21 protein-coding genes are annotated in these 22,093 nt (G+C 66.1%); 4 read left to right on the top strand and 17 right to left on the bottom strand.

Annotated elements, in window-relative coordinates:
- Positions 1–121 precede the first annotated feature (121 nt).
- The 15 genes from MLY01S_RS12090 to MLY01S_RS06720 form a co-directional block, all read right to left on the bottom strand.
- Positions 122–1,756: a cytochrome b/b6 domain-containing protein gene (locus tag MLY01S_RS12090; protein ID WP_245232155.1), complete on the bottom strand. Its 1,635-nt coding sequence runs from the start codon at positions 1,754–1,756 to the stop codon at positions 122–124.
- Positions 1,757–1,814: 58 nt separating this feature from the next.
- The gene (locus tag MLY01S_RS06785; RefSeq protein WP_067190548.1) at positions 1,815–2,783 is read right to left on the bottom strand and encodes an electron transfer flavoprotein subunit alpha/FixB family protein; all 969 of its coding nucleotides are present in this window, start codon (positions 2,781–2,783) and stop codon (positions 1,815–1,817) included.
- A 53-nt stretch (positions 2,784–2,836) separates the two neighbouring features.
- A complete protein-coding gene (locus MLY01S_RS06780) occupies positions 2,837–3,616 on the bottom strand; it encodes an electron transfer flavoprotein subunit beta/FixA family protein (RefSeq protein ID WP_067190546.1) in 780 nt (259 codons plus the stop codon).
- 103 nt (positions 3,617–3,719) lie between these two features.
- Positions 3,720–5,183 carry a dihydroorotase gene (locus MLY01S_RS06775; RefSeq protein WP_067190544.1) on the bottom strand — a complete coding sequence of 488 codons (1,464 nt, stop codon included), beginning with the start codon at positions 5,181–5,183 and terminating at the stop codon, positions 3,720–3,722.
- A 23-nt stretch (positions 5,184–5,206) separates the two neighbouring features.
- Positions 5,207–6,646 (bottom strand): MmgE/PrpD family protein, encoded by a 1,440-nt coding sequence (locus MLY01S_RS06770; protein ID WP_067190542.1) that lies wholly within the window; start codon positions 6,644–6,646, stop codon positions 5,207–5,209.
- The gene (locus MLY01S_RS06765; RefSeq protein WP_067190540.1) at positions 6,643–7,455 is read right to left on the bottom strand and encodes a cyclase family protein; all 813 of its coding nucleotides are present in this window, start codon (positions 7,453–7,455) and stop codon (positions 6,643–6,645) included. Before MLY01S_RS06765 ends, MLY01S_RS06770 begins: the two co-directional genes overlap by 4 nt.
- The gene (locus MLY01S_RS06760; RefSeq protein ID WP_067190538.1) at positions 7,452–8,639 is read right to left on the bottom strand and encodes a CaiB/BaiF CoA transferase family protein; all 1,188 of its coding nucleotides are present in this window, start codon (positions 8,637–8,639) and stop codon (positions 7,452–7,454) included. Before MLY01S_RS06760 ends, MLY01S_RS06765 begins: the two co-directional genes overlap by 4 nt.
- Complete coding sequence (locus MLY01S_RS06755) at positions 8,639–9,571, bottom strand: HpcH/HpaI aldolase/citrate lyase family protein (protein WP_135103323.1); 933 nt, start codon at positions 9,569–9,571, stop codon at positions 8,639–8,641. The genes MLY01S_RS06760 and MLY01S_RS06755 overlap by 1 nt, the downstream gene beginning before the upstream one ends.
- A 203-nt stretch (positions 9,572–9,774) precedes the next feature.
- A complete protein-coding gene (locus MLY01S_RS06750; RefSeq protein WP_067190534.1) occupies positions 9,775–11,166 on the bottom strand; it encodes an MmgE/PrpD family protein in 1,392 nt (463 codons plus the stop codon).
- Entirely contained in the window at positions 11,163–11,816 is a 654-nt protein-coding gene (locus MLY01S_RS06745; RefSeq protein WP_135103322.1) for a hydantoin racemase, read from the bottom strand. Before MLY01S_RS06745 ends, MLY01S_RS06750 begins: the two co-directional genes overlap by 4 nt.
- A 109-nt stretch (positions 11,817–11,925) precedes the next feature.
- A complete protein-coding gene (locus MLY01S_RS06740) occupies positions 11,926–12,630 on the bottom strand; it encodes an ABC transporter ATP-binding protein (RefSeq protein WP_067190530.1) in 705 nt (234 codons plus the stop codon).
- A complete protein-coding gene (locus MLY01S_RS06735) occupies positions 12,630–13,346 on the bottom strand; it encodes an ABC transporter ATP-binding protein (RefSeq protein ID WP_067190528.1) in 717 nt (238 codons plus the stop codon). The genes MLY01S_RS06740 and MLY01S_RS06735 overlap by 1 nt, the downstream gene beginning before the upstream one ends.
- Complete coding sequence (locus MLY01S_RS06730) at positions 13,343–14,236, bottom strand: branched-chain amino acid ABC transporter permease (protein WP_209279950.1); 894 nt, start codon at positions 14,234–14,236, stop codon at positions 13,343–13,345. Before MLY01S_RS06730 ends, MLY01S_RS06735 begins: the two co-directional genes overlap by 4 nt.
- Positions 14,237–14,400: 164 nt before the next feature.
- The gene (locus MLY01S_RS06725; protein WP_209279949.1) at positions 14,401–15,408 is read right to left on the bottom strand and encodes a branched-chain amino acid ABC transporter permease; all 1,008 of its coding nucleotides are present in this window, start codon (positions 15,406–15,408) and stop codon (positions 14,401–14,403) included.
- Between the two features lie 47 nt (positions 15,409–15,455).
- Complete coding sequence (locus MLY01S_RS06720; RefSeq protein ID WP_067190524.1) at positions 15,456–16,673, bottom strand: ABC transporter substrate-binding protein; 1,218 nt, start codon at positions 16,671–16,673, stop codon at positions 15,456–15,458.
- Between the two features lie 252 nt (positions 16,674–16,925).
- Between MLY01S_RS06720 and MLY01S_RS06715 the strand changes: the two genes are divergently transcribed.
- Positions 16,926–18,302: an FAD-dependent oxidoreductase gene (locus tag MLY01S_RS06715; protein ID WP_067190522.1), complete on the top strand. Its 1,377-nt coding sequence runs from the start codon at positions 16,926–16,928 to the stop codon at positions 18,300–18,302.
- 135 nt (positions 18,303–18,437) lie between these two features.
- The gene (locus tag MLY01S_RS06710; protein WP_067190519.1) at positions 18,438–19,202 is read left to right on the top strand and encodes an IclR family transcriptional regulator; all 765 of its coding nucleotides are present in this window, start codon (positions 18,438–18,440) and stop codon (positions 19,200–19,202) included.
- A gap of 111 nt (positions 19,203–19,313) precedes the next feature.
- Here the strand turns inward: MLY01S_RS06710 and MLY01S_RS06705 are convergent, their stop codons facing one another.
- A complete protein-coding gene (locus MLY01S_RS06705) occupies positions 19,314–19,541 on the bottom strand; it encodes a sulfurtransferase TusA family protein (RefSeq protein ID WP_067190517.1) in 228 nt (75 codons plus the stop codon).
- Positions 19,542–19,682: 141 nt separating this feature from the next.
- Positions 19,683–20,759, bottom strand: a complete 1,077-nt coding sequence (locus tag MLY01S_RS06700; protein WP_067190555.1) for a YeeE/YedE family protein — start codon at positions 20,757–20,759, stop codon at positions 19,683–19,685.
- A 360-nt stretch (positions 20,760–21,119) separates the two neighbouring features.
- On the opposite strand from MLY01S_RS06700, the gene MLY01S_RS06695 reads away from it, so the two are divergent.
- Together MLY01S_RS06695 and MLY01S_RS06690 are read left to right on the top strand one after the other, a co-directional pair.
- Positions 21,120–21,380 carry a hypothetical protein gene (locus tag MLY01S_RS06695; RefSeq protein ID WP_067190515.1) on the top strand — a complete coding sequence of 87 codons (261 nt, stop codon included), beginning with the start codon at positions 21,120–21,122 and terminating at the stop codon, positions 21,378–21,380.
- 21 nt (positions 21,381–21,401) lie between these two features.
- Positions 21,402–22,052 carry an HAD-IA family hydrolase gene (locus MLY01S_RS06690; protein WP_067190513.1) on the top strand — a complete coding sequence of 217 codons (651 nt, stop codon included), beginning with the start codon at positions 21,402–21,404 and terminating at the stop codon, positions 22,050–22,052.
- Positions 22,053–22,093: the final 41 nt, after the last annotated feature.

The raw sequence follows: 22,093 nt of genomic DNA, 5'->3' as shown, positions 1-22,093 counted from the left end.
GCCCGATTCCTCTGAATAGTGGAGGCACTGCACCCTTCCGGTCGTTGCAGTTGGCAACCTGCTGATGGCGTGCAATACGTGTACTGATGGGGCTGTATGGGGTCGTTGTTGGCCGTCTAGTTCAGTTCTTCGTGACCTGACCCAGCCGCTCGGCCACCGGGCGCACGAACAGCGGCTTCGTGAGGAACCAGCCGGCCGCGATCACCGCGAGCGACGCCAGGAACACGAGCAAGCCCCATGCGTCGCCGGCCTCGGGCCGACTCGTGTACATGTGGTTGAGATTCGTCAGGGCACCCGTCAGGAACACCAGTGCCACGTGCACCACGGTGAACAGCACGAAGTACAGCATGGTCGGCATGTGCAGCGCGCGCGCCGTCTCCACCGGGAACGCCTTCGACAGCCGCTCGTTGCCCGTCGGCCACCACGTGGACATCCGCAGACCCGTCGCCACCGCGATCGGCGCGGCCACGAACACGGTCAGGAAGTACGCCGTGACCTGCAGGGCGTTGTAGTGCACCCAGCCGTTCTCGGCAGGCCAGTCCAGGGAAAGATACTGCAGGCCCGCCGAGAGCATGTTCGGGAACACGTCCCAGCTCGTGGGGACGATCCGCATCCAGTGCCCCGTGGCGAACAGGAGCACGAAGAACACCAGGCCGTTGAGCACCCACAGCACGTCCAGGCTCTGATGCAGCCACTGCGTGAGCGAGATCTTCTTCGGCGGGTGCGAGCCCGGCGAGAAGAACGAACCCTGCTTCGGCTTCCAGTAGCCGGGAGGCCGCTGCTCATGACGGATCTGCAGGCCCGTACGCACCACGAGCACCATGAGGAACATGTTGAAGAAGTGCTGCCAGCCCAGCCACCACGGCATGCCCACGGGGGCGGACTCCGGCTGGGTCGAATGCCCGTCATAGGTGCGGATGAACTCCTGCACGCCGTCCAGGCTGCGCAGCCCGCGCGCCGCCAGGACGAGGATCAGGCCCAGCAGCACCACGCCGCCCACCGCCATCAGCGGCTTGCGCCAGCGGCCGCCTGCTCCCGGGGCGGGGGACTCGCGGTCCTCCGGAGAGCCTTCGCGGGTGGACGACGACGGCCCGGTTGCGTCCTTCTCGACCCGCGAGGGGGCGGGAGCCGGCGTTCCGAGGCGACGCTGCCCGGTGCCAGCCGCGGTCTCCGATGCCGTCGCGGCCGGTGCGGCTGGCGCTTCCTCGGCCGCCGCCGCGGGGGCAAAGGATCCGGCGGCGGGTTCGGGGGCAGGAGCCTCGAGGGCCACAGCCCGGGCCGCCGAGGCCTCGTCGGTTAGCGCGCAGGTGGAGGCCCCGCCCATGCGACGCCGCTCCGGCTGCTCCGACCACGCGGTGTGAACGGCGCTCAGTGGCGAGCCCGTCGCGGCGCCTCGGCCGTTCGCCGACGCTGCCGCGGCAGGCGCCGGGTCCAGCGCGGTGGCGCCCTCGGAGGTCCCGGATCCGGGCCGTTCCACCGTGGGCAGCGGAGGCAGGCCGGCCATCCGTCGTCGTCCCTCTGCGGGTGCCCAGCACCGGTGGACGTCCGCGCCCTCCGTGGGGCCGGCCGGGGTCGGTGTCCCCGCCGGTACAGTGCTCGGTTCCGTCGCAGAACCGCCGGACGCCTCCTCGCCGCGCACCCCCAGGTGGGCGAGAGCGGGGGAGGAGAACCTGCCCGTGTCCACTTCCGCGGTCGGCAATGGCGGCAGGCCGGACATGCGGCGGCGGGCCGGGCCCGATGCTGCGTAGGGGCTCATGGGGACTCCTTGGAGGACTCGTCGGTTGCGCGGGGTGCTCAGTCGGCCGAGGCCGCGGTCAGCCGCGCTCCTCCAGCTGCTCGATCACGGCGGGCACGATGCTGAACAGGTCGCCGACCACGCCGAGGTCTGCGATCTCGAAGATCGGAGCCTCCTCGTCCTTGTCGATCGCGATGATCGTCTTCGCGGTCTGCATGCCCGCCCGGTGCTGGATCGCGCCGGAGATCCCGAGCGCGATGTACAGGTCCGGGGAGACCGCCACCCCCGTCTGGCCCACCTGCAGGTTCTGCGGGGCGTAGCCGGCGTCCACCGCCGCGCGCGAGGCGCCCACCGCGCCGCCGAGCTGATCCGCCAGGCGTTCCACCAGGGCGAAGTTCTCCTTCGAACCCAGGCCGCGGCCGCCGGAGACCACCACGGAGGCGGAGGCCAGGTCCGGGCGGTCTCCGCCCGTCGCCGCCTGGCGCGCCTCGGTGACGGTCGCGCCTGCCGGCACGTCGCCTGCGAGGTCGTGGGTGGTCAGCTCGGCGTCCTTCGCCTCCGCGCGTGCACCCACCGCGCCGGAGCGCAGCGACACGATCATCAGCCCGCCTTCCACGGTCGACTCGGTCACGTAGGTGCCGCCGAACACCGAGTGGTGGGCGATGACCTCCCCGGCCTCGAAGGACAGGTCCACCGCGTCCACCGAGACGGACGCCCCCGTGCGCGCCGCCAGCCGGGCGGCGACGAGCCGGCCCACCACGGAGTGGTCCACGACGACGGCCAGCGGACGGTGTGCCGCGATGCCCGCCACGAGCGCCGCTAGCTCACAGGAGCCGAGCGGTCGACCCTCGACGGGGGCCTCCGCCACCAGCACCCGGGACGCACCCAGCCGGCCCAGCTCCGCCTGCAGCCCCTCGGCGGAGCCCGGAGGGGCCACCGCCACGGCGACGGCCTCGCCGACGGAGTCCGCGGCGCCCAGCAGTGCCGCAGCGGAGGGGGAGGCGGTGCCCTCGGGGCCAGTCTCGATGAGGACGAGGACGGTGGTCATGGAAGTCTCCTCTGCAGGGTCCCGGACTCGAGTCCGGTGGGGCGGGGTCTGGCTCAGGCGTGACGCCGGGCCTCGATGAACTCGACGATCTTCGCGGCGGCCTGGCCGTCGTCCACGATCACGGTGCCGGCCTCCTTCGCGGGGGCCTCGGACGCGGAGACCATCACGGAGCGGACGGGAGCGTGCGCGGGGCCCGCCTTGAGTCCGAGGTCTTCCGTGGACAGCCGCTCGAGTGGCTTCTTCTTGGCCGCCATGATCCCCTTGAAGTTCGGGAAGCGGGGCTCGGCCACCCGCTCGGTGACGAAGACGACGACGGGCAGCGGTGCCTCCAACGTCAGGTCCTGCTCGCCGGTGCGGCACGTGCCCGATGCGGTGCCGTCTGCCACGGTCAGGGAGTCCAGGTCCGGCAAGACGGGCAGGCCCAGCAGCTCCGCCACCATCGCCGGCACCATTCCGCCGCGGCCGTCCGTGGACCAGGTGCCTCCGAGCACCACGTCCGGGGACTCCTTCTCCACGGCCGCCGCGATCACCCGGGCGGTCTGGAGCATGTCGGACCCCGCCAGCGACTCGTCGCACACGTGCACGGCGCGGTCGGCGCCCAATGCCAGCATGTGCCGCATCGTTTTCTCCGCCGCCTCCGGGGCCACGGTGAGGACGACGATCTCAGCGGAGGCGTCCTCACCCTTCGCCTGGACGGCGGCCTCGAGGGCGCGCTCGGTGAGCTCCTCGGCGACGAAGTCGATCGAGTCGCGGTCCAGCAGCCCGGTCTCGCCGCTCAGGTGCCGCGGCTCGTCCGTCGAGGGGACGTGCTTCACCAGGACCAGGAACTTCATGCTTCTCCTTCGTGGAAGATCGGGGCCGGTGCGTCGGCGGCGGGAACCCGCTCGGGGCTCCCGTCGCCGACGCCGGTGCGGCCTCGAAGGGCCGCGGGACCGGTCAGAGGCCGGTGCGGTTGAGGTACTGGCCGCGGGGCTCGCCCAGCACCTCGCCGTCCCTGTAGATCGCACCGCCGCGCAGGAAGGTGTCGGTGACCTTGGCCGTGAGCTCGAAGCCCTCGAACGGGGTGTACTCCTGCGTGGACAGGGAGTCCTCGGCGTGCACCTCGTAGGACACCTGGTCGTCGACCAGGCAGAAGTCGGCGTCCAGGCCCACGGCGAGATCGCCCTTGGCGTTCAGGCCGTAGCGCTCGGCCGGCGCCTTGGACACCAGCTCCGCGATGCGGTTGTAGGACAGGCCGCGCTTGCGTCCCTCGGAGATCATGCCGGGCAGCAGGTACTCGGTGCCGCCGAAGCCCGACTTCGCCACGAACACGTCCTCACGCGGCTCGCCGAACTTCGCCTCGTCCTTACAGCAGGCGTGATCGGAGGTGACCCACGAGAAGTTGCCGGCCAGCAGGTGTTCCCACAGGGCCTCGACGTCCTCGCGCGGACGCAGCGGCGGGTTCACCTTGCCGCCCAGGTTCGCGGAGTGGCAGTCGGCGAGCAGGTGGCCCACGGTGACCTCACGGCGGAAATTGATGTGCGGGAACGTCTTCTGCATCAGCATCGCCGCCTCGATCGCCTTGCGGCTGGTCAGGTGCAGGAGGTTGATATTCGGCAGCTCCGTTTCGTGAGCCAGGTACGAGGCGATGGTGATGGCCAGGCCCTCAGAATGCGGCGGACGGGACGCCGAGTAGGCCTCCAGGCCGGTCAGCTTGCCCTCTTCCTCGACCAGCTTCGTGTATGCACGCATGATCTCGGCAGTCTCGCAGTGCAGGGACAGCGAGATCTGGTCCTTGATGTCCGCGTAGCGCGGGTCCTGTCGGGCCTTCTCGATGCCGCGCATGATGAACTCGAAATGGGCGTAGTCATAGGACTCGTCCTCCGGGATCATCAGGAACTTTGACTGGTCGCTGGAGCGGCCGTGCAGACCGTGGATCCCGTAGAACATGAAGATCTTGAACGAGGGGACGCCCATGTCGAGCAGGTCCGGGATCTCGTCGATGTGGCTCTTGAGGATCGGCGCCACGTGGAAGCCGTAGTCCATGTAGGACTTGCCCTCTGCGGCGGCCAGCACCTCGGGGAAGATTTCCTTGTAGGGGCCGGTCTTGTTCAGGTAGTAGGCGCCGGTGCGGACATAGGTGATGCCCGAGGTCACGCCGCCCTGGGCACTTGCCTTGGACTCGGTGGCCGTGTCTTCATCGAGCGGGTTGTAGATACCCCAGTGCTGGTGGACGTCCACTACACCCGGGAACAGGTGCTTTCCGCCGCCGTCGAGGACCTCGTCCGCCTCGGAGGCGTCGATCGCGGGCTCGAACGCCGCGAACTTGCCGTCCTTGACGGCGACGTCCAGGTCCTCCGGGGCCTCCTGGCCGGGGCGGACGACCTTTACGTTCTTGATGAGCAGGTCATAGTTCGACATGGTCCTGATCTCCTTGATCCTGGTTATGCGTCGAGGTCGACGGAGGTGAGGTGGGCGAAGAGGGTGCCGACGCCGGTATCGGCGTCGGTACCCAGGGTGCGGCAACTGTCCTCCAGTGCGGCCATAGCGTCCGGGGACATCGTTCGTTGGGCGTTGTCCCGGAACTTCTTCGTCAGCTCTTCGAAGCTGAGCGGGTTCTTGTTGCCACCGCGATTGGCGAGCACCTTTTCGGTAAGTGTGCGGCCATCCTTGAGATGCGCGGTCAGCACAGCGGGGAATTGCATCGGGAAAATAGCGGTGCACTCGTCGTCGGGAACGACGTCGACCTTCGCCATGATCGCCCGGCGCTCCGGATCCTGCGCGAGCTCGTCGGTGTAGTCGTCGAGTCCGACCTCGAGGCCGCCGCCGCCGAGCAGGCCAGCCGCCACCGCATATGGGCCGGAGAACTGCGCCATGTAGGCGGTCTCCGGCGTGCGCTTGACCTGGATCGGCTCGCCGATGGTCCGTAGGTTTGGGGCAGGGACGCCCAGCACCAGTGACTCGATGTCGTCAGGGGTGATACCGGCGCGGCGCATCGCGGCCGCCGCGTCTACGGCGGCGTGAGTGAAGTGGTTCGCAGGGTACGGCTTGAAGAAGATGTCCTGGATAGACCAGCGCTCTCCGAGCCCGTTCGTGATTTCTTGCGGCGCAAACTTCCCGTGCAGCCATGCCTGGAAGAAACCGAACCGGCCCTCCAGCACAGTCGGCGGTCCGGTAAGCCCGTGCTTCACGAGCTCAACCGCGGTCACGGCAGAATGAGCCGCCCAGCCGCAATGGATGCGCTTGACCGTACCGCCGGTGCGATTCGCCTCGATGATGCCGGCGGCCATCGAAGCGGTAATGCCGAGGGCGTGGGTCACGCTCTCTGCCGTGCCGTCCAGGGCCGCGATACCAGCTGCGGAGCCCATGGCGCCGCAGATGGAGGTGGCGTGCTGGCCGTGCTCGAAGAAAACGGAGTTCTGCGACTCTGTGTCGTAACCGGCCATGCCCAGGCGGACGGCGATCTCGAGGCCGATGGCGATGCCGCGGATGACGTCCTGGCCGCTGGCCCCCTTCGCCTGGGCCGCGGCGAGGATCGCTGGAATGACACTCGCCGACGGGTGAAGTACAGAGGGCAGGTGGGTGTCGTCGTAGTCCAGCGAGTGGGCGAGCACGCCGTTCACAAAGGCGGCCTGGGCTGCAGGCAGCGGCTCGGCGACACCCACTGCGCTGGCTTGGGCGACACCGCCCTGTGCGGCGGCGAACCGGCGTGCGGCCCGGCTGGTGTCGAGCGGTGCCGCCGCAGCGGCGATGCCCAAGATGTCCAGCACGCGGGCCCGGATGTTCTCGACCAGCTCCGGGCTCAGGTCCTCGAAACGGACCGACTCTGCCCAGGCGCCGATCTGAACGGCGAACGGGGTCTCGTTCACGGTGTTGTCGCTCATGCCGGCACCACCGCCAGAGGGCGGACCGGGGAGCCTGTGGCGCCGAAAATGTTCAGTGGCACCAGCACGAAGAAGAACTCATGGATGGCTTGCTCGGCCAGCCCCTCGAGGTCCAGGGCCTCGATGATATAGATGCCGGACTCGACCAGCAACACGCGGTGCGCCGGCAGTTGGGCGTGGCCGCCTCCGGCCGGCAGCATCTCGAAGGCGATGGTATCCGCGCCGAGGGCGTGGACGTCCAGGGAGGCAAGGTACTGGGCGCCGGCCTCGCTGATGCCGGGCACACCGGTCGGACCGCCCACGTAAGCTGCACCCTCGTCGAACTTCTTGCCCCAGCCGGAGCGGATCAGTACGACATCACCGGGGCGGACCTCGACGCTCTGGGCCTCGATGCAGCCCTTTAGGTCCTCGATGGTGATCTCGTAGCCGCCCTCTAGATCGGGTAGCCCCTTGTAGCTCGGGATGTCGAGGAGGAGGCCCCGGCGCAGCATCGGCTCGATCGTGTGCACGCCGTGCTCCACGTATTTGCCGCCAAGGCAAGAGGCGCCGGCGTCGGCACCGCCGTAGAGCTTGCCATCCTGGCTGACATGCGCCAGGGCGTCGATGTGGGTGCCTACGTGGGTGCCGGTGGTGATCATGTCGTTGGCGGCGCTGCCTCCGTCGGCACGCTCCATGTCACCGTGCCGCCGCGGCAGGGTGTGCCAGAACTGTGGGTGGTTCGGGGACTGTGGCATGCCGACGCGCAACTGCCGGCCGAGGTCCACGGTGTGGAGACCGCCGGCGACGGCCTCGAGCAAGGGGTTGGTCATTTGATGATCCCGTCTTCTTTCAGGATGGTGATGTCTTCGTCCGTGTAGCCGAGCTCGCCGAGGACGGCATCCGTGTCCTCGCCGAGGCCGCGGCCGGTGAACCGGATGCTTCCGGGCGATCTGCTCATCCGCCACATCACGTTGTGTTGCAGCACTGGGCCGAGGTCCTCGTCATCGACTTCCACCAGCATCTCGGTCGCACGCACGTGTTCGTCTTCGACGAGGTCCTTCGCGTCGTATACCGCTGCAATCGCGGCGCCAGCCTCGGTGAACAGGCGCAGCACCTCGTCTCGGTCGCGCTGGGCGATCCAGTCGCCCACGTAGGCGTCTAGTTCGTCCACGTGCTCCACACGGCCGTGGCCGCTCGCGAACCAGGGTTCGTCGATGACCTCGGGGTGGCCCACCAGGCGCATCACGCGCTCAGCGATGGACTGAGCGCTGGTGGAGATGGCCACCCATTTGCTGTCCTTCGTCAGGTAGGTGTTGCGCGGGGCGTTCGAGGTGGAGCGGTTGCCGTGGCGCTGTCCGATGATGCCCTTCTGCTGATACACGGTCGGGGCGGGGCCGACGGCGGTCATGATCGGCTCGAGGATCGACATGTCGACGACCTGGCCCTCTCCGGTGCGGTCCCGGTGGCGTAGGGCTGTCAGGGCTGCGGAGGAGGCCGCGATGCCGGCGATCGAGTCGGCGAGGCCGAACGCGGGGAGAGTGGGCGGGCCGTCCTCCGGACCTGTGAGGTGGGCGAACCCGGACATGACCTCCGCCAGGGTCCCGAACCCGGCGCGGCTCGAGTAGGGGCCGGTCTGCCCGAAACCGGTCATTCGGATTATGACGAGTCCGGGGTTAATCTCATGCAGCACGTCCGGGCCGATGCCCCAGCGCTCGAAGGTGCCGGGGCGGAAGTTCTCAACGACGACGTCCGCGTCCTGAACGAGGCGCTTGAAGACCTCCGCGCCCTCGGGCTGGCCAAGGTTCAGGGCCAGGGTCCGCTTGTTCCGCGAGACCTCCTTCCACCACAGCGGCACGCCGTCCTTGCTGTGGCCGTGGCCGCGCATGCTGTCGCCCTTGACGGGGTGTTCGATCTTCACGACCTCAGCGCCGTAATCGCCCAGGATTTGGCAGCACAGCGGGCCAGCCAGGATGGACGAGGCGTCGATCACCTTCAGATCTGCAAGGGGCAGCATCAGTAGCTCCTCTTCGGGGTGTCGGGGGAGTGCTGCGGGTCGGCGGTGCCCGCCCGCTGGAGGATCTCTCGCGACTCGCGGACGACCGCAGCGTCGATGAGGCGGCCGGAGTCGTCGAGGGTGACGCCGCCGGCCGCCGCGTCGGATAGCTCCACGATCCGGCGTGCGGCGGTGATCTGCTCCTCGTCTGGGGTGAACACCGCGTTGATCACGGGGCACTGCTTCGGATGAATGGCCGTGCGCGAGCGAAAGCCGAGGTTTCGCATCTTCTCCGTGGTCGTGGCGAAGGTATCGAGGTCCTTGAAGTCGGTGGATGTCGGCGCGATCGGTGCGGCGAGACCGCCCGCGGCCGCGGAGGCCACGATGCGCAGTCGCACAGCGTCGATCGCCGCGGTCGTGGTCGCGGTGCGGCTGATGCGGAGATCTGCCAGGAGGTCCACCTCGCCGATGCCGAAGGTGGCGATTGAGGCGAACCGGGCGATCTCGTCCAGGTCTCGGAGGGCGGCGGCGGACTCGATCAGGCAAACGACGGGCAGGGCGCCGCAGGTGAGTTCCTCTAGCTGAGCCATCGTGTCTAGACCGGTCTTGGCGAGCATTACCCCGTCGCATAGGGGGGCGGTGCCATCCATGACGGTCTTGAGGTCCGCGGTCAGATAGGTCGGGTCGATGCGCACCCAGATGGACGGGTCGTCTTCGGCGGGCTGTCCTTGAGCCCGCTCAAGGAGCCACTGGCGGAGATTCGCTCTGGCCTGCGGCTTTTCCGGGGCGGGGACAGCGTCCTCGAGGTCGATCACCAGTGCGCCTGCCGCAGAGGAGAGGGCCTTGGCCCAGAGGGCCGGGCGGTTGGCCGGCACGTAAAGCCACGCCGCGGGCAGGGGCGGCGCCGCCTGTTCGCTGGTGTGGAGTTCCAACATCGGGTTTTCCTTCTCCAAGGGATCGTGTGAGGCAGCTGCCCTCACGCCGTTCCGGTGAGCGAAACACAAGTTGTGTGTCCTGGATCTCAGCTTAGAGAGTCAGCGCGTGGGTGGTCAAGGGGAGCTTGGCAGAAAACTGCTGATAATCAGTGGTCCGTGCAGCGATCTTGGAGAGGTGGTGATATTGGCGAGCTGGCCGCCTTCGCGCTCGAGTGTTCCGCTCAACGGTCCGCGTGGACTATCAGGGTCTCGGTAGCATGGGTAAGAATTGCGGCCATGTCGGATGCTCCGGGCAGGTTAGTAACGAACTTGTCCACGGCTGCGGCCCCCTCTGGGCCGATAAGGCGTGCCACCTTATCTAGGACAGCAGTCGCGTCCAAGGGAAAGTGGTCTGAGTCGCCGATAGGGTTTGGCTGCGTGCCGCTGAGTTCGCCGTCCTCGAGTAGTAGCTTCACGACGACCCTCCGCTCCCGGGGGAGATACTTGTCCAGGGCAGGGTCGACTTCCACGGACACCCGGTCCATAAATGCGATCGCCGCGGCGAAGGCATCCGCCCCCGGGTTCATGCTCTGCGGTGAGATTTCGCGATTCACGGCGGCGTTGGCCGCAACGAATGGGAGTGAGAACATCGCCGAGAGGCGGTTCTTCACCCTTCGCCCGAACAAAGGTGCGGCCAGCGAATGGATGCGGATCTCCACGCCCTGCAGGTCCTTGGGATTGACGCAGTGCTCCTCCATCAGGTGAAGGATTACGTCGGCTGCTGCGTGCGTGTAGGAGCATGAGGCATGGAGCTTGCTGTAGCCGCGGGGAAGTAGCCACTCGTCGTTAATACCGTCTACGAGGGTCGAAGGGGACAGCTCGCCGATGATGGAGCCGAGCGAATGGGCCAGGCTCCCACTGTTGGACACCAGACCAGACAATGCCAGTCGTGCTGCGTCCAGGCCCGCTCGATTCGCGTGACCGATCCACAGATTTCGAGCGAACTCGCCCTGAAGGACGTGCTGCCAGGGGGTCACGAGCATGAGAGACCCGGACGTGTCGATCGCGGCGGAGATCTCCGCGGCGTCCGCACCAAGCAGACGGCTCGCCGCCGCTGCTGCACCTACCGCGCCCCAATGCCCATGGGTGTGCCACGCTGGACCACGAAACAGAGAGGACCCGAAGCGCGCGGCTACCTCGTAGCCGGCGGCGACCGCTGTAAGGAGCTCCTCGCCGGACACAGGGCGCGTTGAGCGCTGGACCGCGGCCAGTGCTGCGAACACCACGTGGGCGGCCGGGTGTCCCTGGGCGTGCTTATTGCCCTCGTCGAGCTCCATGCAACAGGCGGCGACTCCGTTCAGCACGGCTGCCGTGTCCGGGTCAGTGCTAATTGACGAGCCGATCAGGGGCGCACGGCCAGGTCCGGGGGCCCATGCCTGGGTCATGGCTTGCAATTCCGGGGTGTTATGCCCGGCCACCGTCACCCCGAGCAGGTCGATGAGCATCACTGGGAGGCGCTCCCGTACCTCGCGCGGAAGGCCCTCCCAGCGAAGGCCTGCGACGAAGGAACCGAGAACGTCGACAGCCTGTCGCAACTCGTCCTGGTTGTCGCGTCCCACGTCTACCTCAGTCATCGTCGCGAGGACTCCTCAGGAGTCGTCGGCAGCGACAGCAAGGCGAGGGCCAGAGCCGTCGGGTCTACAAGCAGAGGTCTGCACCGGTCGAGAGACACCTCAACGGCGGAGCAGCCATTGACCACCACGTCAGTGTCCATGCGCCCGAGATGCTCGGTGACTGCATGGCCCCACTTCGTGTCATCAGATATGTCCTCGACCGAGAGGCCCAGCACCTGGGCGCCGCCGACGAGGTCACCGGTTCCGTAGGAACTGAACTTACGGTCGAGTTCTGCTCCAATGGCGTCATTGCGGACGATGGCCCCGACAGAAAGTCCGCGTCCTGCGAAGTGATGTGCATTGAGCTTCAACAGTCCCAGGACCGGCAGAGCAAGGTCTCGACCGTCCACATCGACGCAGGGGTCAAGTACACAGTCCGGCATAAATGCGTCGAAGCCTGTCGGGTCCTCGGCCGCGAAGCGTGCGAACAGTGCTTCTTCGGAGGAGCTGACGTCGTCCGAAGTCTGCAGGGCCACAGGGGCGTCGGCGTCGTCGCCGAGGTTCATAAGCCTAATGTTGATGCCTGGTGGACACAGTCGGTTGTATCGGTCCTGACGGCGGTGCAATTCTTCGGTGCTGACGGAGATGGGTGTGACAGAGAGGATGCGCATTTGACCTTCTCAGTGTCGGTAGTTCGGTGGGGCGGGTGTCCCGAAGAGGGGTAGGAGACACGATGCCCCGGGCATCCGATTCGTTGACGACGGCCCGGGGCATCTGTGCTTACATGCCGAGGTAAGCCTTGCGGACCTCGGGGCTGTCATGAAGTTCTTGACCGGTGCCCTCGAGCACGATCGACCCGGACTCCATGACATAGGCGCGGTCGGAGATGGCCAGCGCCTGTGCGGCGTTCTGCTCGACGATCAGGACGGTCACGCCGGTGTCACGGATGCGCTTAATCGCGTCGAGCACCTCGGCTACGAGGTTCGGCGCCAGGCCGATCGACGGCTCGTCGAGCGTCAGGCACTGCGGGCGCGCCATCATGGCCCGGCCGATCGCGAGCATTTGCTGCTGGCCTCCGGACATGGTGTCCGCGCGCTGGTTTCGGCGCTCTTTCAGGATCGGAAAGAGGTCGTAGACCTTCTCGAGCGATTCCTTCACCCTCGACTTTGGTTGCGTGAACGCGCCCATGACGAGATTTTCGTAGACGCCCAGGTTTCCGAAGAGTGCCCGGTCCTGTGCTACGTGCACTAGCCCCTCCCGGACAATCTGGTCCGGGCGCATTGTGTGCACGGGCTTGCCGTTGAAGAGAATCTGCCCGCGGGTTGGCCGGATCAGTCCTGCAATGGCGCGCAACGTCGTCGTCTTGCCAGCACCGTTGGCACCGATGATCGACACGATCTCGCCCTTGTTCACATGGAAGTCGATCTCATGGACGATTTCCAAGCGGCGGTAACCAGCGGAGGTGGAGTCAAGTTGAAGGAACATCAGTAGTCCTCTCCGAGATAGGCCTCGATCACAGTCGGGTCGTTCACGACCTCCTGGGGATCGCCGATCATGAGTGGAGTGCCTTCGTGCATAACCAACAGACGCTCCGACAGTGCCATCACCGCGGCCATGATGTGTTCGACGAACAGGGTTGTCACGCCTCCCTGGTGGATCTCGCGGAGCAGCTCGATGATCGGGGCGCGTTCCGTGGGCACGAGACCGGCGAGCACCTCGTCGAGCAGGAGGACCTTCGGCTCGAGGGCAAGTGCGCGGGCCAACTCCAGGCGCTTCAGTCCTGCGGTAGGCAGGGTGCCAGACATCTTCTCCATGTATTCGCCCAGTCCCACCCGCTCGATCACGTCGGCCGCGTGGTTACGTGCTTGTCGCGATGAGCGTATTTTCTGGTGCGATGCGATGGCCACATTGTCCAGGACAGTCATCGACTCGAACGGACGCATCAGCTGGAATGTGCGCACGAGACCAGCCTTAGCCACCCGGTCTGCGGACCATCCAGTGATGTCTGTATCGTCGAATACGACCCGACCCGACGTGGGGGTCAGCTGACCGGCTATGTTCGAGAACAGCGTGGTCTTGCCCGCACCGTTTGGGCCGATGATGCCGAGGAATTCAAGCTCGGACACCTCAATGCTGACGTCGCGGAGAGCCTTGAGGCCACCGAACGACTTGGACAGTCCTTCGAGCTTCAGAATGCTCATTTGCGCAGCCTTTCTCGGATGGTGCCATAGATGCCCTTGGGGAGGAACACAACGATGATGATGAGCAGGATCGCGTAGATGGCCACGTCAAGACCGCTCAGTCCCTGCAGGAATTCCAGCCCGGCCGGCGGGTTGCGGACTAGGTCGGCGATGGTCTCGGACAGGCCGCCGACGACCACGGCGCCGATGAGCGGACCCCAGATTGTGCCAACGCCGCCGATTACGGCCGGAACGATCGCGTCGACCGACACCTGCATGCCGAAGCCTTGGTTGGGGCCGACGAACATGTAGTACTGGGTGTAAAAGCCGCCGGCGATCGCGGTGATGGCGCAGCTCAGCGCAACGGTAATGAGACGGTGCCGCAGGACTGCGATGCCGAGGGACTCGGCCGCCACTTCATCGTCGCGGATGGCCGTGGTGAAGCGTCCCGGGCGCGAGTGGACGAACCAGATGCTAACTGCGACCGCAGCGACCAGCAGGAACAGGCCGATCCAGTAGTAGTTGTAGCTGGTTGGGTGGAACTGCATCATCAGCCACGAGTCATCCTGCAGGATGGGGATGTTGATGCCTTCAGTGCGGTTCAGGAACTCCAGATTCTCTGTCAGCAGGAAGAACATCTGGGCGAATGCGAAAGTTGCAAGGGCAAAGTACGACCCTTCCAGCTTGTACCGCAGGCACAAGAATGCAAACACAGTCCCGACGATTGCCGCCAGCATGGCTCCAAAGAGCATGCCGAACCACGGGTTGAGTCCGTGAGCGGAGAGCAGATAAGCCACCGAATAGGCGCCGATCCCAAAGAAGGCCGCATGGCCGAATGAGAACATTCCTCCGTAGCCAGACATGATGTTCCACCCCACCGCCATGATCGCAAAGATCAGGATCTTCACCATGACTGGCTGGTACGAAGTGGGGAGGAGGAAGGGTAGGAGGAAGAGAACGACAAGGCCTACGCCGAGCACGAGGTACTCGCGAGTCGCCTCGCCTGGTCCGCTGTTCCACGAGCGGACGCTCCTGGAAGAAGGTGAGGATTTCTTGGTGGAAGTGGTTGACTGGCTCATTGCTTTGCTCCAAACAGGCCCTGTGGCCGAAGGAAGAGGACGAGCAGGAAGAGGACGAAGACCAGTAGCAGCGAACCACCACCGGGAAGGTATAGGGACCCAACGGTCTGGACGAGGCCCACGATGAGACCACCTACGAGAGCACCGGGGATACTTCCGAGGCCGCCGAGCACCACGATCACGAATGCGAGAGTCGTGAACTGTTCACCCGCCGTAGGGATGAGCGAGGTAAACGGAGCCATGAGGCCTCCTGCCACCGCCACGCACACGGCCCCGAGGCCAAAGGTCATGGCGTAGATCCGCTTGACGTTCACGCCCACCAGTGCCGCTCCGGTGTCGTTGGCCGCGACGGCGCGGATGGCGAGACCCAGCGGGGTCTTTCGAAGGACCAGCGTCAGAAGGGCGCCGACGACGAGCGCGCCGAGGCAGGCGATCAGACGAGGGCGATCGACCAGCGTTCCGAAGAGGCTAATACTGCCTGCAAGCGGAGACTCCACGGCCGCTGGCCGTCCGCCGAACGCCATCAGCAAGCCGTTGATGATAAGCAGGGAAAGACCCAGCGTTACGAGCAGGGGTCGTTCGTGGCTGGTGTCGCCCATGACCCTGTTCATGATGCCTGCTTGAAATGCCCAACCGAATGCAAACATGATCGGGATGGTCAGGACGGCGGCTAGGTAAGGATTGAGACCCGCCTGCGTAGAGAGCATGAACACGGTGTACATGGAAAGTGTGAGCATCGCTCCCTGGGCGAAGTTCACGATGTGCAACACTCCAAAGATAAGCGTCAGACCGAGTGAGACGAGGGCATATACGCCTCCGAGTAGCACACCGGAAATGAGTGCCTGGTTGACCAACCGTGTCGGCTGGCCCCCGAGCAGGTAGACACCCGCAACGAGCAGCACGGCTACCGCAATGGTCGCGAGAATAATCCTTGTCTGTCTACGTTTGAGGAGCGGCGGGTGCGCCGACGTCTGTTCGGGCGAGAAGTTTGTTGTTTTGGACACGGAATCTCCCGTTCGGGGTTTGGATCCTTAAACGTTGGCTACGTCGTTCAATGATCGCGGGCGGGGAAAATGAGGTCCGAGGTAGCGAACTCCTCGGGGAAGACTTGTTCGATCCGGCCCTTCTGGACCTGGGTCACGATGACGGTCGCATTCTTGTTCTCGCCCTTGTCGTCAAATTCAATCGGTCCCTTGAATTCGAGGAGTGTGTCATCGATGCGGATATTAGCGATGGCATTTTGTAGTGCGACGGGGTCATTGGATCCCGATTTCTCGAGGCCGGCTGCGATGACTTCAACTGCCTGATAGCTGAGCATCGCGGCTGTCTCCATTGGTCGGCCGTATTTCTCCTGGAAACGCTTTCGAATATCCTGGGCCCGCTTGGATGTTGCAGAATAGTGGTAGTTTGCACTAAGTACGCCATTAGCGGCTGCTCCACCGTCGGACGGGAATGAAGTGTCGTCGTATGCGCCTGAAGCAATGCCGAAGACGGCTTTTATGTTGGGATTGATGGCCTTGACGGCTTCAGCAATCAACAGATTGTCTGGGTAGTAGCCGGAGACCACCAGGACGTCAGGATCACCGCTGAGCGCCTGAGTGACTGCGGTGGTTGCGTCGGAGAAATTGGTGGCTGGGTATGAAACATTGCGCACGACCTGGATGCCCTGCTTTTCAGCTTCCTTGCGAAAGGCCTGGTAGGTGCTCTCTCCGAACGCCCCTTCAATATGCATGTAGGAGACCTTGGTTACGTCCTGACCGGTTGCCTTGCCGATCTGAGAGAGGACTTCTGCGCCGGATGCCCCCATTGTTGATGCGTTAGGTTGGATTCGGAAAACATACTTGTATCCGTGAGAGAGGATCTTGTCGTCGATGGCGACATCGATGACGAGAGGAACGTCGGAGCGTTCCGCCATGGCAGCCACATTTTCAGTGACATCCGATTGGTAGGTCCCGATTAGGGCTACTGCACCGTCGCTCACAAGGCGGCGCGCTTCAGTTTGACCAACGGCTGCGGAACCCTCGGAGTCCCCGTCCATCAGTGTGAGCTTGGCGCCATGGATTGACTTGATGCCACCGGCCGCGTTGATGTCGTCGACGGCGAGTTCTGCGCCGTCATTCATCATGCCGCCGACGCCGGCGAGTGGACCGGAGAGCGGATGGACCGCGCCGATGGCAATCTCATCGGAGGAGCCGCCGTTGTCACCGCATGCTGTGAGTCCGAGCAGCAAGGCTGCTGCTGCTGCAATTGAGAGTCTCTTCTTGCGCATGTTTCCAACCCTTCGTCGAGGAATGGTGGGGCGAGCCCAGCGGGGCCAGTAACGCCCGCGACTGTTCCGTCGTGCGGACCGTGTGAAATGCCCCACATCTTGTCTGAATGTGGTCAGTCTGCCAGGATTGTGGGGGAATCGCTAGGGTTGTGAGGAAAAAACTTCGAAACCGTGTTCCAGTGAACGGAACATCATGAGTTCCTGACGGGTCGTGTCGGGCGCACCTGTGCGAGGTGGCAACGAGGAGGAGCCATGCAGGAAGAATTCGAAGGCCCGGATCTGATCGTGGCCGGTGCAGGCGGGGGGCTCGTAGCTGCACTCCGCGCTGCGGAACTGGGCAAGACCGTGCTCGTGGTCGAGGCCAACCCGAACTACAAGCGCGGCAATAACACCTCTATGTCCACAGCGATGATCCCAGGTGCTGGCTCGCGCTGGCAGGCCGAGGCCGGTGTTAACGACTCTCCGGAGGCGTTCGTGGCGGACGTCCTCAAGAAGACTGGTGGAGATGCAGAAGAAGACCTTGCCCGTGCGCTCGCCGAGAGCAGCGGGCGCCTCGTCGAGTGGATGGCCGACCACCTGGAGATGCCGATCTCCCTGGTCACTGACTTCTCCTACCCGGGCCACGCCTACCATCGCTGTCACACGATTCCTGGGCGGTCTGGCAAGGCGATGCTGAACATGCTCACCTCCAAGGTGGCGGAGTCGGACCTGATCGATGTGCTAGTTCCCGCCCGCCTGGAGAGTGTCAAGGTCGACGACGCAGGTGCTGTCTGCGCTGTCGTGGTTTCCATGCCAGACGGCACTGAGGAGGAGATCCCCGCGCGTGACGTTTTGCTGGCCACAAACGGCTACGGAGCCGCGGAGGAGCTGGTGAAGGAGTACATCCCGGAGATTGCAGGCGCCACGTACTACGGGTCGGAGGAGTCGAAAGGCGACGCACTGCGCATCGGGGAGGAGCTTGGCGCGGCGAGTGCCTATCTGGACTCCTACCAGGGCCATGCCGCTCTGGCCGTTCCGTCCCAGATGCTCATGACCTGGGCTTCCGTGATGCACGGTGGCTTCCTAGTGGGTGCTGACGGCAAGCGTTACGGCAACGAGACCTCTGGCTACTCGGAGTACGCCAGGGAGTCGCTCGAGCATGCCGACGGGACTTCCTGGATCGTGATCGACCGAAGGATCTACGACGATTGCATGGTCTTCCAGGACTTCGTTGACGTCGTCGAGTCGGGTGGTGTGCGCTGGGGAGATGGCCCGGCCTCTCTCGCGGAGGCCGCCGGCTTTGATGCCGCGGGTTTCGAAGAGACCCTCCGACAGACCCGTGCCTACGCGGCTGGCGAGGAGTCGGACCCGTACGGTCGTACCTTCTGGGAGGCGCCTCTAGGAGAGTCTCTCGCCGCGGTCAAGGTTGTCCCCGCGCTCTTCCATACTCAGGGTGGTCTGAGGGTGGACGGGAGCGCCCGGGTCCTGACCTTGGACGGAGAGCCGATTCCGGGCTTGTACGCTGCAGGCGGTGCCGCCGTCGGCATCTCCGGGCACGGCCCGGCGGGGTATATGGCGGGCAATGGCCTGCTGCCGGCACTCGGCTTGTCATTGCTCGCGGCTGAGACTGCAGTGGCGCGCTGGGACTGAGTCGGACTGGCCTTGCCGGCTGAAGAGCGGCCCGGTCGGAGGAAGCCGTGCGGCACGCGTCCGACCGGGCCGGTTCCTGTGCCGCAGACCGATGACCAGGCCCTATCTGGATCTTCTTTGACTAGTCTCACGAGCATGAAGAACGTGGAATCTGTGCGCCAGTCCGAGTCCACCACCGGCCGAGTCGTCCGGGTGTTGCTGGCCTTCTCGGAGGGGAAAACTGAGCTCGGAGTCAGCGAGATTGGCCGGATGTCCGGGCTTTCAAAGGCTGTGGCGCATCGAATCTTGCAGGAATTGTGTGCTGCTCATGTCGTTGAACAGGACCGCCAGACACGCAAGTATCGACTCGGGAGTGCAGCTCTTGCACTGGGGGATGCGGCGGCGGCGAGCTCTCGCTTGCGTGCTGAGGGGTTGCCTACTCTCGCCGAGCTCGCGGAGGTCACTGGGGAGACGGCGACGCTCTCTGCCCGTGTGGGCTATCGCCGCCTTTATGTCGGTCAGGTCGAGAGCTCGCGTCTCATCCGGATTTCAGTGCAGGTCGGACTCAGTTTGCCGCTGACGGTCGGCGCGTCCGGGCAGGCGATGCTCGCGTTCCTCCCTGAGCGTGAGATCGAGTGGGTGCTCAATCGACCGGTGCCTGCGATGTCGGATCGTACGGAGACGCGGCCGGAACGGATCCGGGGGCGTCTGGAGCATGTCCGAGAGGTGGGGTATGCCCGTACGGACAGCGAACGCGTGGCCGAGGCCGTCAGCTTTGCGGCACCAGTCTTCAATTCCTACAAGGAGGTAGTCGGAGCCGTGTCTGTCGCCGCTCTAGCGAGTCGTGTGGAACCGGACCGAGAGGCGGAACTGGGTGACGACGTGGTCGCGGCATCCCGAGAGTTGAGTCGCCGACTCTGACCGAGGCGCGCTACGAGTTTGTGATCGACGATGAGCGCAAAAGACCCATAGTCCGACAGGCGCGGTCAGCTGTTGTCGTGCCGGCCGGGGTGCTCGTCTTCCACCAGGCGCTCAGCCCTTCCGCACCACGATCGTCCACTCGGCCGCACCGCGCTTGGTGAACTCGGTGACCTCGTGGCCGTCCTCGGCCGCCCAGCGCGGCAGCGAGTCGGTGGCCTGGGTGCAGTCGAAGTCGATGACCAGCTCGTCCCCGCTGGGGATCTGCGCCATCGCCTGCTTCGCCTCCACCAGCGGGAAGGGGCAGACCTGTCCGTCGGTCTCGAGAAGGTGGCGTGCCATGGGTGTCTCTCCTTGGTTCGTGGGGGTCGTCTCCGTCTTCCCGACGACGGCTCCTCGCCTCCGCCTGCCCGCCCACCGTGGAGGTGGGCCGGGCGGGGAAGGGGGGGCGGCCGTCGTCGGGAAGGAGGGCGTGGGGCCCGGTCAGCCGACCGGGGTGAGCGTCACCGGGGAGGCGGTGGCAGCCGGGGTGGCGCCCTTGCCGCGGTGGTTGAGGATGAAGATCTTCGTGGCCAGCCCGGTGCCGAGGATCATGAACACCAGGGATGCCCAGCCCTGGAACGTGAAGGTCGCGGTGTTCACCATGGCGTTGCCGATGGTGCAGCCGCCGGCCCACGCCGCGCCCCAGCCCATGCCCAGGCCGCCGATAATCGAGCGGACCGTGGTGGTGGCGTCCGGGATGCGGATGCGGAACTCGCCGGAGGCCTTCGCGGCGATGAACGAGCCGACCAGCAGGCCGAGCACGAGCATCACGCCCCAGTCGACCAGCTCCGGGTCCCCGGTGCCGATGTACGCGCCGATGTTCGCCGAGGGCCCGGTGATGCCCAGGCCGGACTCGCGGCCGGTGGCCCAGGACAGCGGCCAGGCGAGGATCGCCAGCACACCGATGATCGCGGCGGTGACGAACGGGTGCCATGCCTTCTCGGTGAGCACGTGGGCCAGGCCCGTCTTGGTGGCCGGCAGCCGGAAGCGGGTCATCCGGGACTCGCGGCGCAGGTGGTGGCGGACGGCCACGCCCACGGCTGCCACGAGGACCGCCACGAACACCCACGGGGACAGCCCCGTCAGCTGCTGGAACGAGCCGGTCTGCGTCTCCACGGAGCGGACGGCCTCGGTGGTGCCGGCCAGCGGGCCCTTGCGGAACGCTGCGGCGCCCACGATGTAGAAGATCAGCGCGAACCAGGAGCCCACCAGGCCCTCGGCGGCGCGGTAGTAGGTGCCGGTGGCGCAGCCGCCGGCCAGCACGATCGAGAAGCCGAAGATCAGGCCGCCCAGGATGGTGCCCAGCCACGGGAAGGTCTCCGGGGCCAGGGTGATGACGCCGGCGGCGTCCAGGGCGAACACGCCCACGGACTGTACGGCCACCACCACCATGAAGGCGGTGAGCCAGCGGGACGAGCGGAGGGTGAACAGGTCACGGAACGCACCCGTGACGCAGAAGCGCCCGCGCTGGAACACGAAGCCCAGCACGGTGCCCAGGAGGAGTCCGGTGATGATCATGGCGGCCATGACACACCCGCCGGGGGTCTCGAAGCGAGGGATGCAGTCATGCGGGGCAACGCGGGGTCATGCGGGGACACATCCGGCTCCGGCGGGAATAGGCCGCGCGGGGAGCAGGTCCGCCGGGGCGCGCCCCCGGTGCGTACAGGCGGTCACCGAATAGACCGCGCGGGGAGAAGGTCCGCCGGGAGGGGGAGGCGCCGGCGTGGCAGGATCCGTCTTCCGGTGGAGGTGCGCTGTGCGGGCCGTCAGTAGCGTGGGAGCCACGGCGCACCTGACGCGGGTGCGCCCGGCACCGGCGCCCGGGGCCGGCGGAGGACCCTTCACGGGCCGGGGCGGTGCACAGACGCAGAGGGGAGTATGACCATGATGAACGGCGACGGCGGCAACACGTTCTGGCGGAAGGTCTTCGGCGACCGACGCGATCAGCGCCTCGTCCTGCGTGAGGCCGGCTTCTCCTGCGAGTCCGAGGCCGCGGCCTGGGCTGAGGACCTCGTGCCCGGTGGGACCCGTGGAATGTCCGAGCTGGACCTGATCGACCGGGTCCGCCGGGCCCGCCCGGACCTCACGCTCACCACCGCCGGGTACATCGCGCGGCACACGGCTGTCCGCAGCGCCTGAGGACGTGACAGCCTGGAGGGCATGAGCTCCTTCGACCTCACCGTGGACGCCGTGCTCTTCGACATCGACGGCACCCTCGCCGACTCCACCGCCTCCGTGGAACGCTCCTGGACCCGGCTGGCCGAGGCCCACGGCGTGGAGGTGGAGCGTCTGCTCTCGGTGACCCACGGCCGCCGCGCACGGGACACCATCGAGGAGTTCTTCCCCGCCGACCTGGTGGACGCCGCCGCAGCGGAGCTGCTCGAGTACGAGACGAACGACCTGGACGGGATCGTGGCCCTGCCCGGTGCGCTGCGGATCCTGGACGGACTGCCCGCCGGACGGTGGGCCGCCGTCACCTCCGGCGGCCGCGACCTGATGGCTCTGCGCCTGGACGCCGCGGGACTGCCCGTGCCCGAGGTGTTCGTCGCTGCGGAGGACGTGGCGGCGGGCAAGCCGGACCCGCAGGGCTACCGCATGGCCGCCGAACGCCTCGGCGTGGACCCCGCCCGCTGCCTGGTGGTGGAGGATGCTCCCGCCGGCGTCGGTGCCGGCCGCAACGCCGGGGCCACCGTGCTGGCCGTCGGCACCTCGCATGACCTCGCCCGGCTCTCCGCGGCCGACCACCTGGTGCCCGACCTCTCCGGCGTCACCATGGAGCCCGGTCCGGACGGCATCCGTGTGCGGGGTTGAGCCTGCGCTCGTCGGCGCCCACCCTTCGCGCAGAGTCAATG

Origin of the sequence: Micrococcus lylae NBRC 15355 (assembly GCF_001570885.1) — a bacterium.
Taxonomy (GTDB): Bacteria; Actinomycetota; Actinomycetes; order Actinomycetales; family Micrococcaceae; genus Micrococcus; species Micrococcus lylae.
This window is presented reverse-complemented; position numbering and strand designations above follow the sequence as displayed.

What these genes read in the sequence shown, in the direction of transcription:
- MLY01S_RS06705 (WP_067190517.1), bottom strand. Translation starts at nt 19,541, where the DNA reads ATGGCACGCCACCTTCTCGAGACCGACGGACAGGTCTGCCCCTTCCCG.
- MLY01S_RS06785 (WP_067190548.1), bottom strand. Translation starts at nt 2,783, where the DNA reads ATGACCACCGTCCTCGTCCTCATCGAGACTGGCCCCGAGGGCACCGCC.
- MLY01S_RS06700 (WP_067190555.1), bottom strand. Translation starts at nt 20,759, where the DNA reads ATGATCATCACCGGACTCCTCCTGGGCACCGTGCTGGGCTTCGTGTTC.
- MLY01S_RS06765 (WP_067190540.1), bottom strand. Translation starts at nt 7,455, where the DNA reads ATGACCAACCCCTTGCTCGAGGCCGTCGCCGGCGGTCTCCACACCGTG.
- MLY01S_RS06730 (WP_209279950.1), bottom strand. Translation starts at nt 14,236, where the DNA reads ATGGTGAAGATCCTGATCTTTGCGATCATGGCGGTGGGGTGGAACATC.
- MLY01S_RS06690 (WP_067190513.1), top strand. Translation starts at nt 21,402, where the DNA reads ATGAGCTCCTTCGACCTCACCGTGGACGCCGTGCTCTTCGACATCGAC.
- MLY01S_RS06695 (WP_067190515.1), top strand. Translation starts at nt 21,120, where the DNA reads ATGACCATGATGAACGGCGACGGCGGCAACACGTTCTGGCGGAAGGTC.
- MLY01S_RS06710 (WP_067190519.1), top strand. Translation starts at nt 18,438, where the DNA reads ATGAAGAACGTGGAATCTGTGCGCCAGTCCGAGTCCACCACCGGCCGA.
- MLY01S_RS06775 (WP_067190544.1), bottom strand. Translation starts at nt 5,183, where the DNA reads ATGTCGAACTATGACCTGCTCATCAAGAACGTAAAGGTCGTCCGCCCC.
- MLY01S_RS12090 (WP_245232155.1), bottom strand. Translation starts at nt 1,756, where the DNA reads ATGAGCCCCTACGCAGCATCGGGCCCGGCCCGCCGCCGCATGTCCGGC.
- MLY01S_RS06720 (WP_067190524.1), bottom strand. Translation starts at nt 16,673, where the DNA reads ATGCGCAAGAAGAGACTCTCAATTGCAGCAGCAGCAGCCTTGCTGCTC.
- MLY01S_RS06750 (WP_067190534.1), bottom strand. Translation starts at nt 11,166, where the DNA reads ATGACTGAGGTAGACGTGGGACGCGACAACCAGGACGAGTTGCGACAG.
- MLY01S_RS06740 (WP_067190530.1), bottom strand. Translation starts at nt 12,630, where the DNA reads ATGTTCCTTCAACTTGACTCCACCTCCGCTGGTTACCGCCGCTTGGAA.
- MLY01S_RS06735 (WP_067190528.1), bottom strand. Translation starts at nt 13,346, where the DNA reads ATGAGCATTCTGAAGCTCGAAGGACTGTCCAAGTCGTTCGGTGGCCTC.
- MLY01S_RS06715 (WP_067190522.1), top strand. Translation starts at nt 16,926, where the DNA reads ATGCAGGAAGAATTCGAAGGCCCGGATCTGATCGTGGCCGGTGCAGGC.
- MLY01S_RS06770 (WP_067190542.1), bottom strand. Translation starts at nt 6,646, where the DNA reads ATGAGCGACAACACCGTGAACGAGACCCCGTTCGCCGTTCAGATCGGC.
- MLY01S_RS06760 (WP_067190538.1), bottom strand. Translation starts at nt 8,639, where the DNA reads ATGCTGCCCCTTGCAGATCTGAAGGTGATCGACGCCTCGTCCATCCTG.
- MLY01S_RS06745 (WP_135103322.1), bottom strand. Translation starts at nt 11,816, where the DNA reads ATGCGCATCCTCTCTGTCACACCCATCTCCGTCAGCACCGAAGAATTG.
- MLY01S_RS06780 (WP_067190546.1), bottom strand. Translation starts at nt 3,616, where the DNA reads ATGAAGTTCCTGGTCCTGGTGAAGCACGTCCCCTCGACGGACGAGCCG.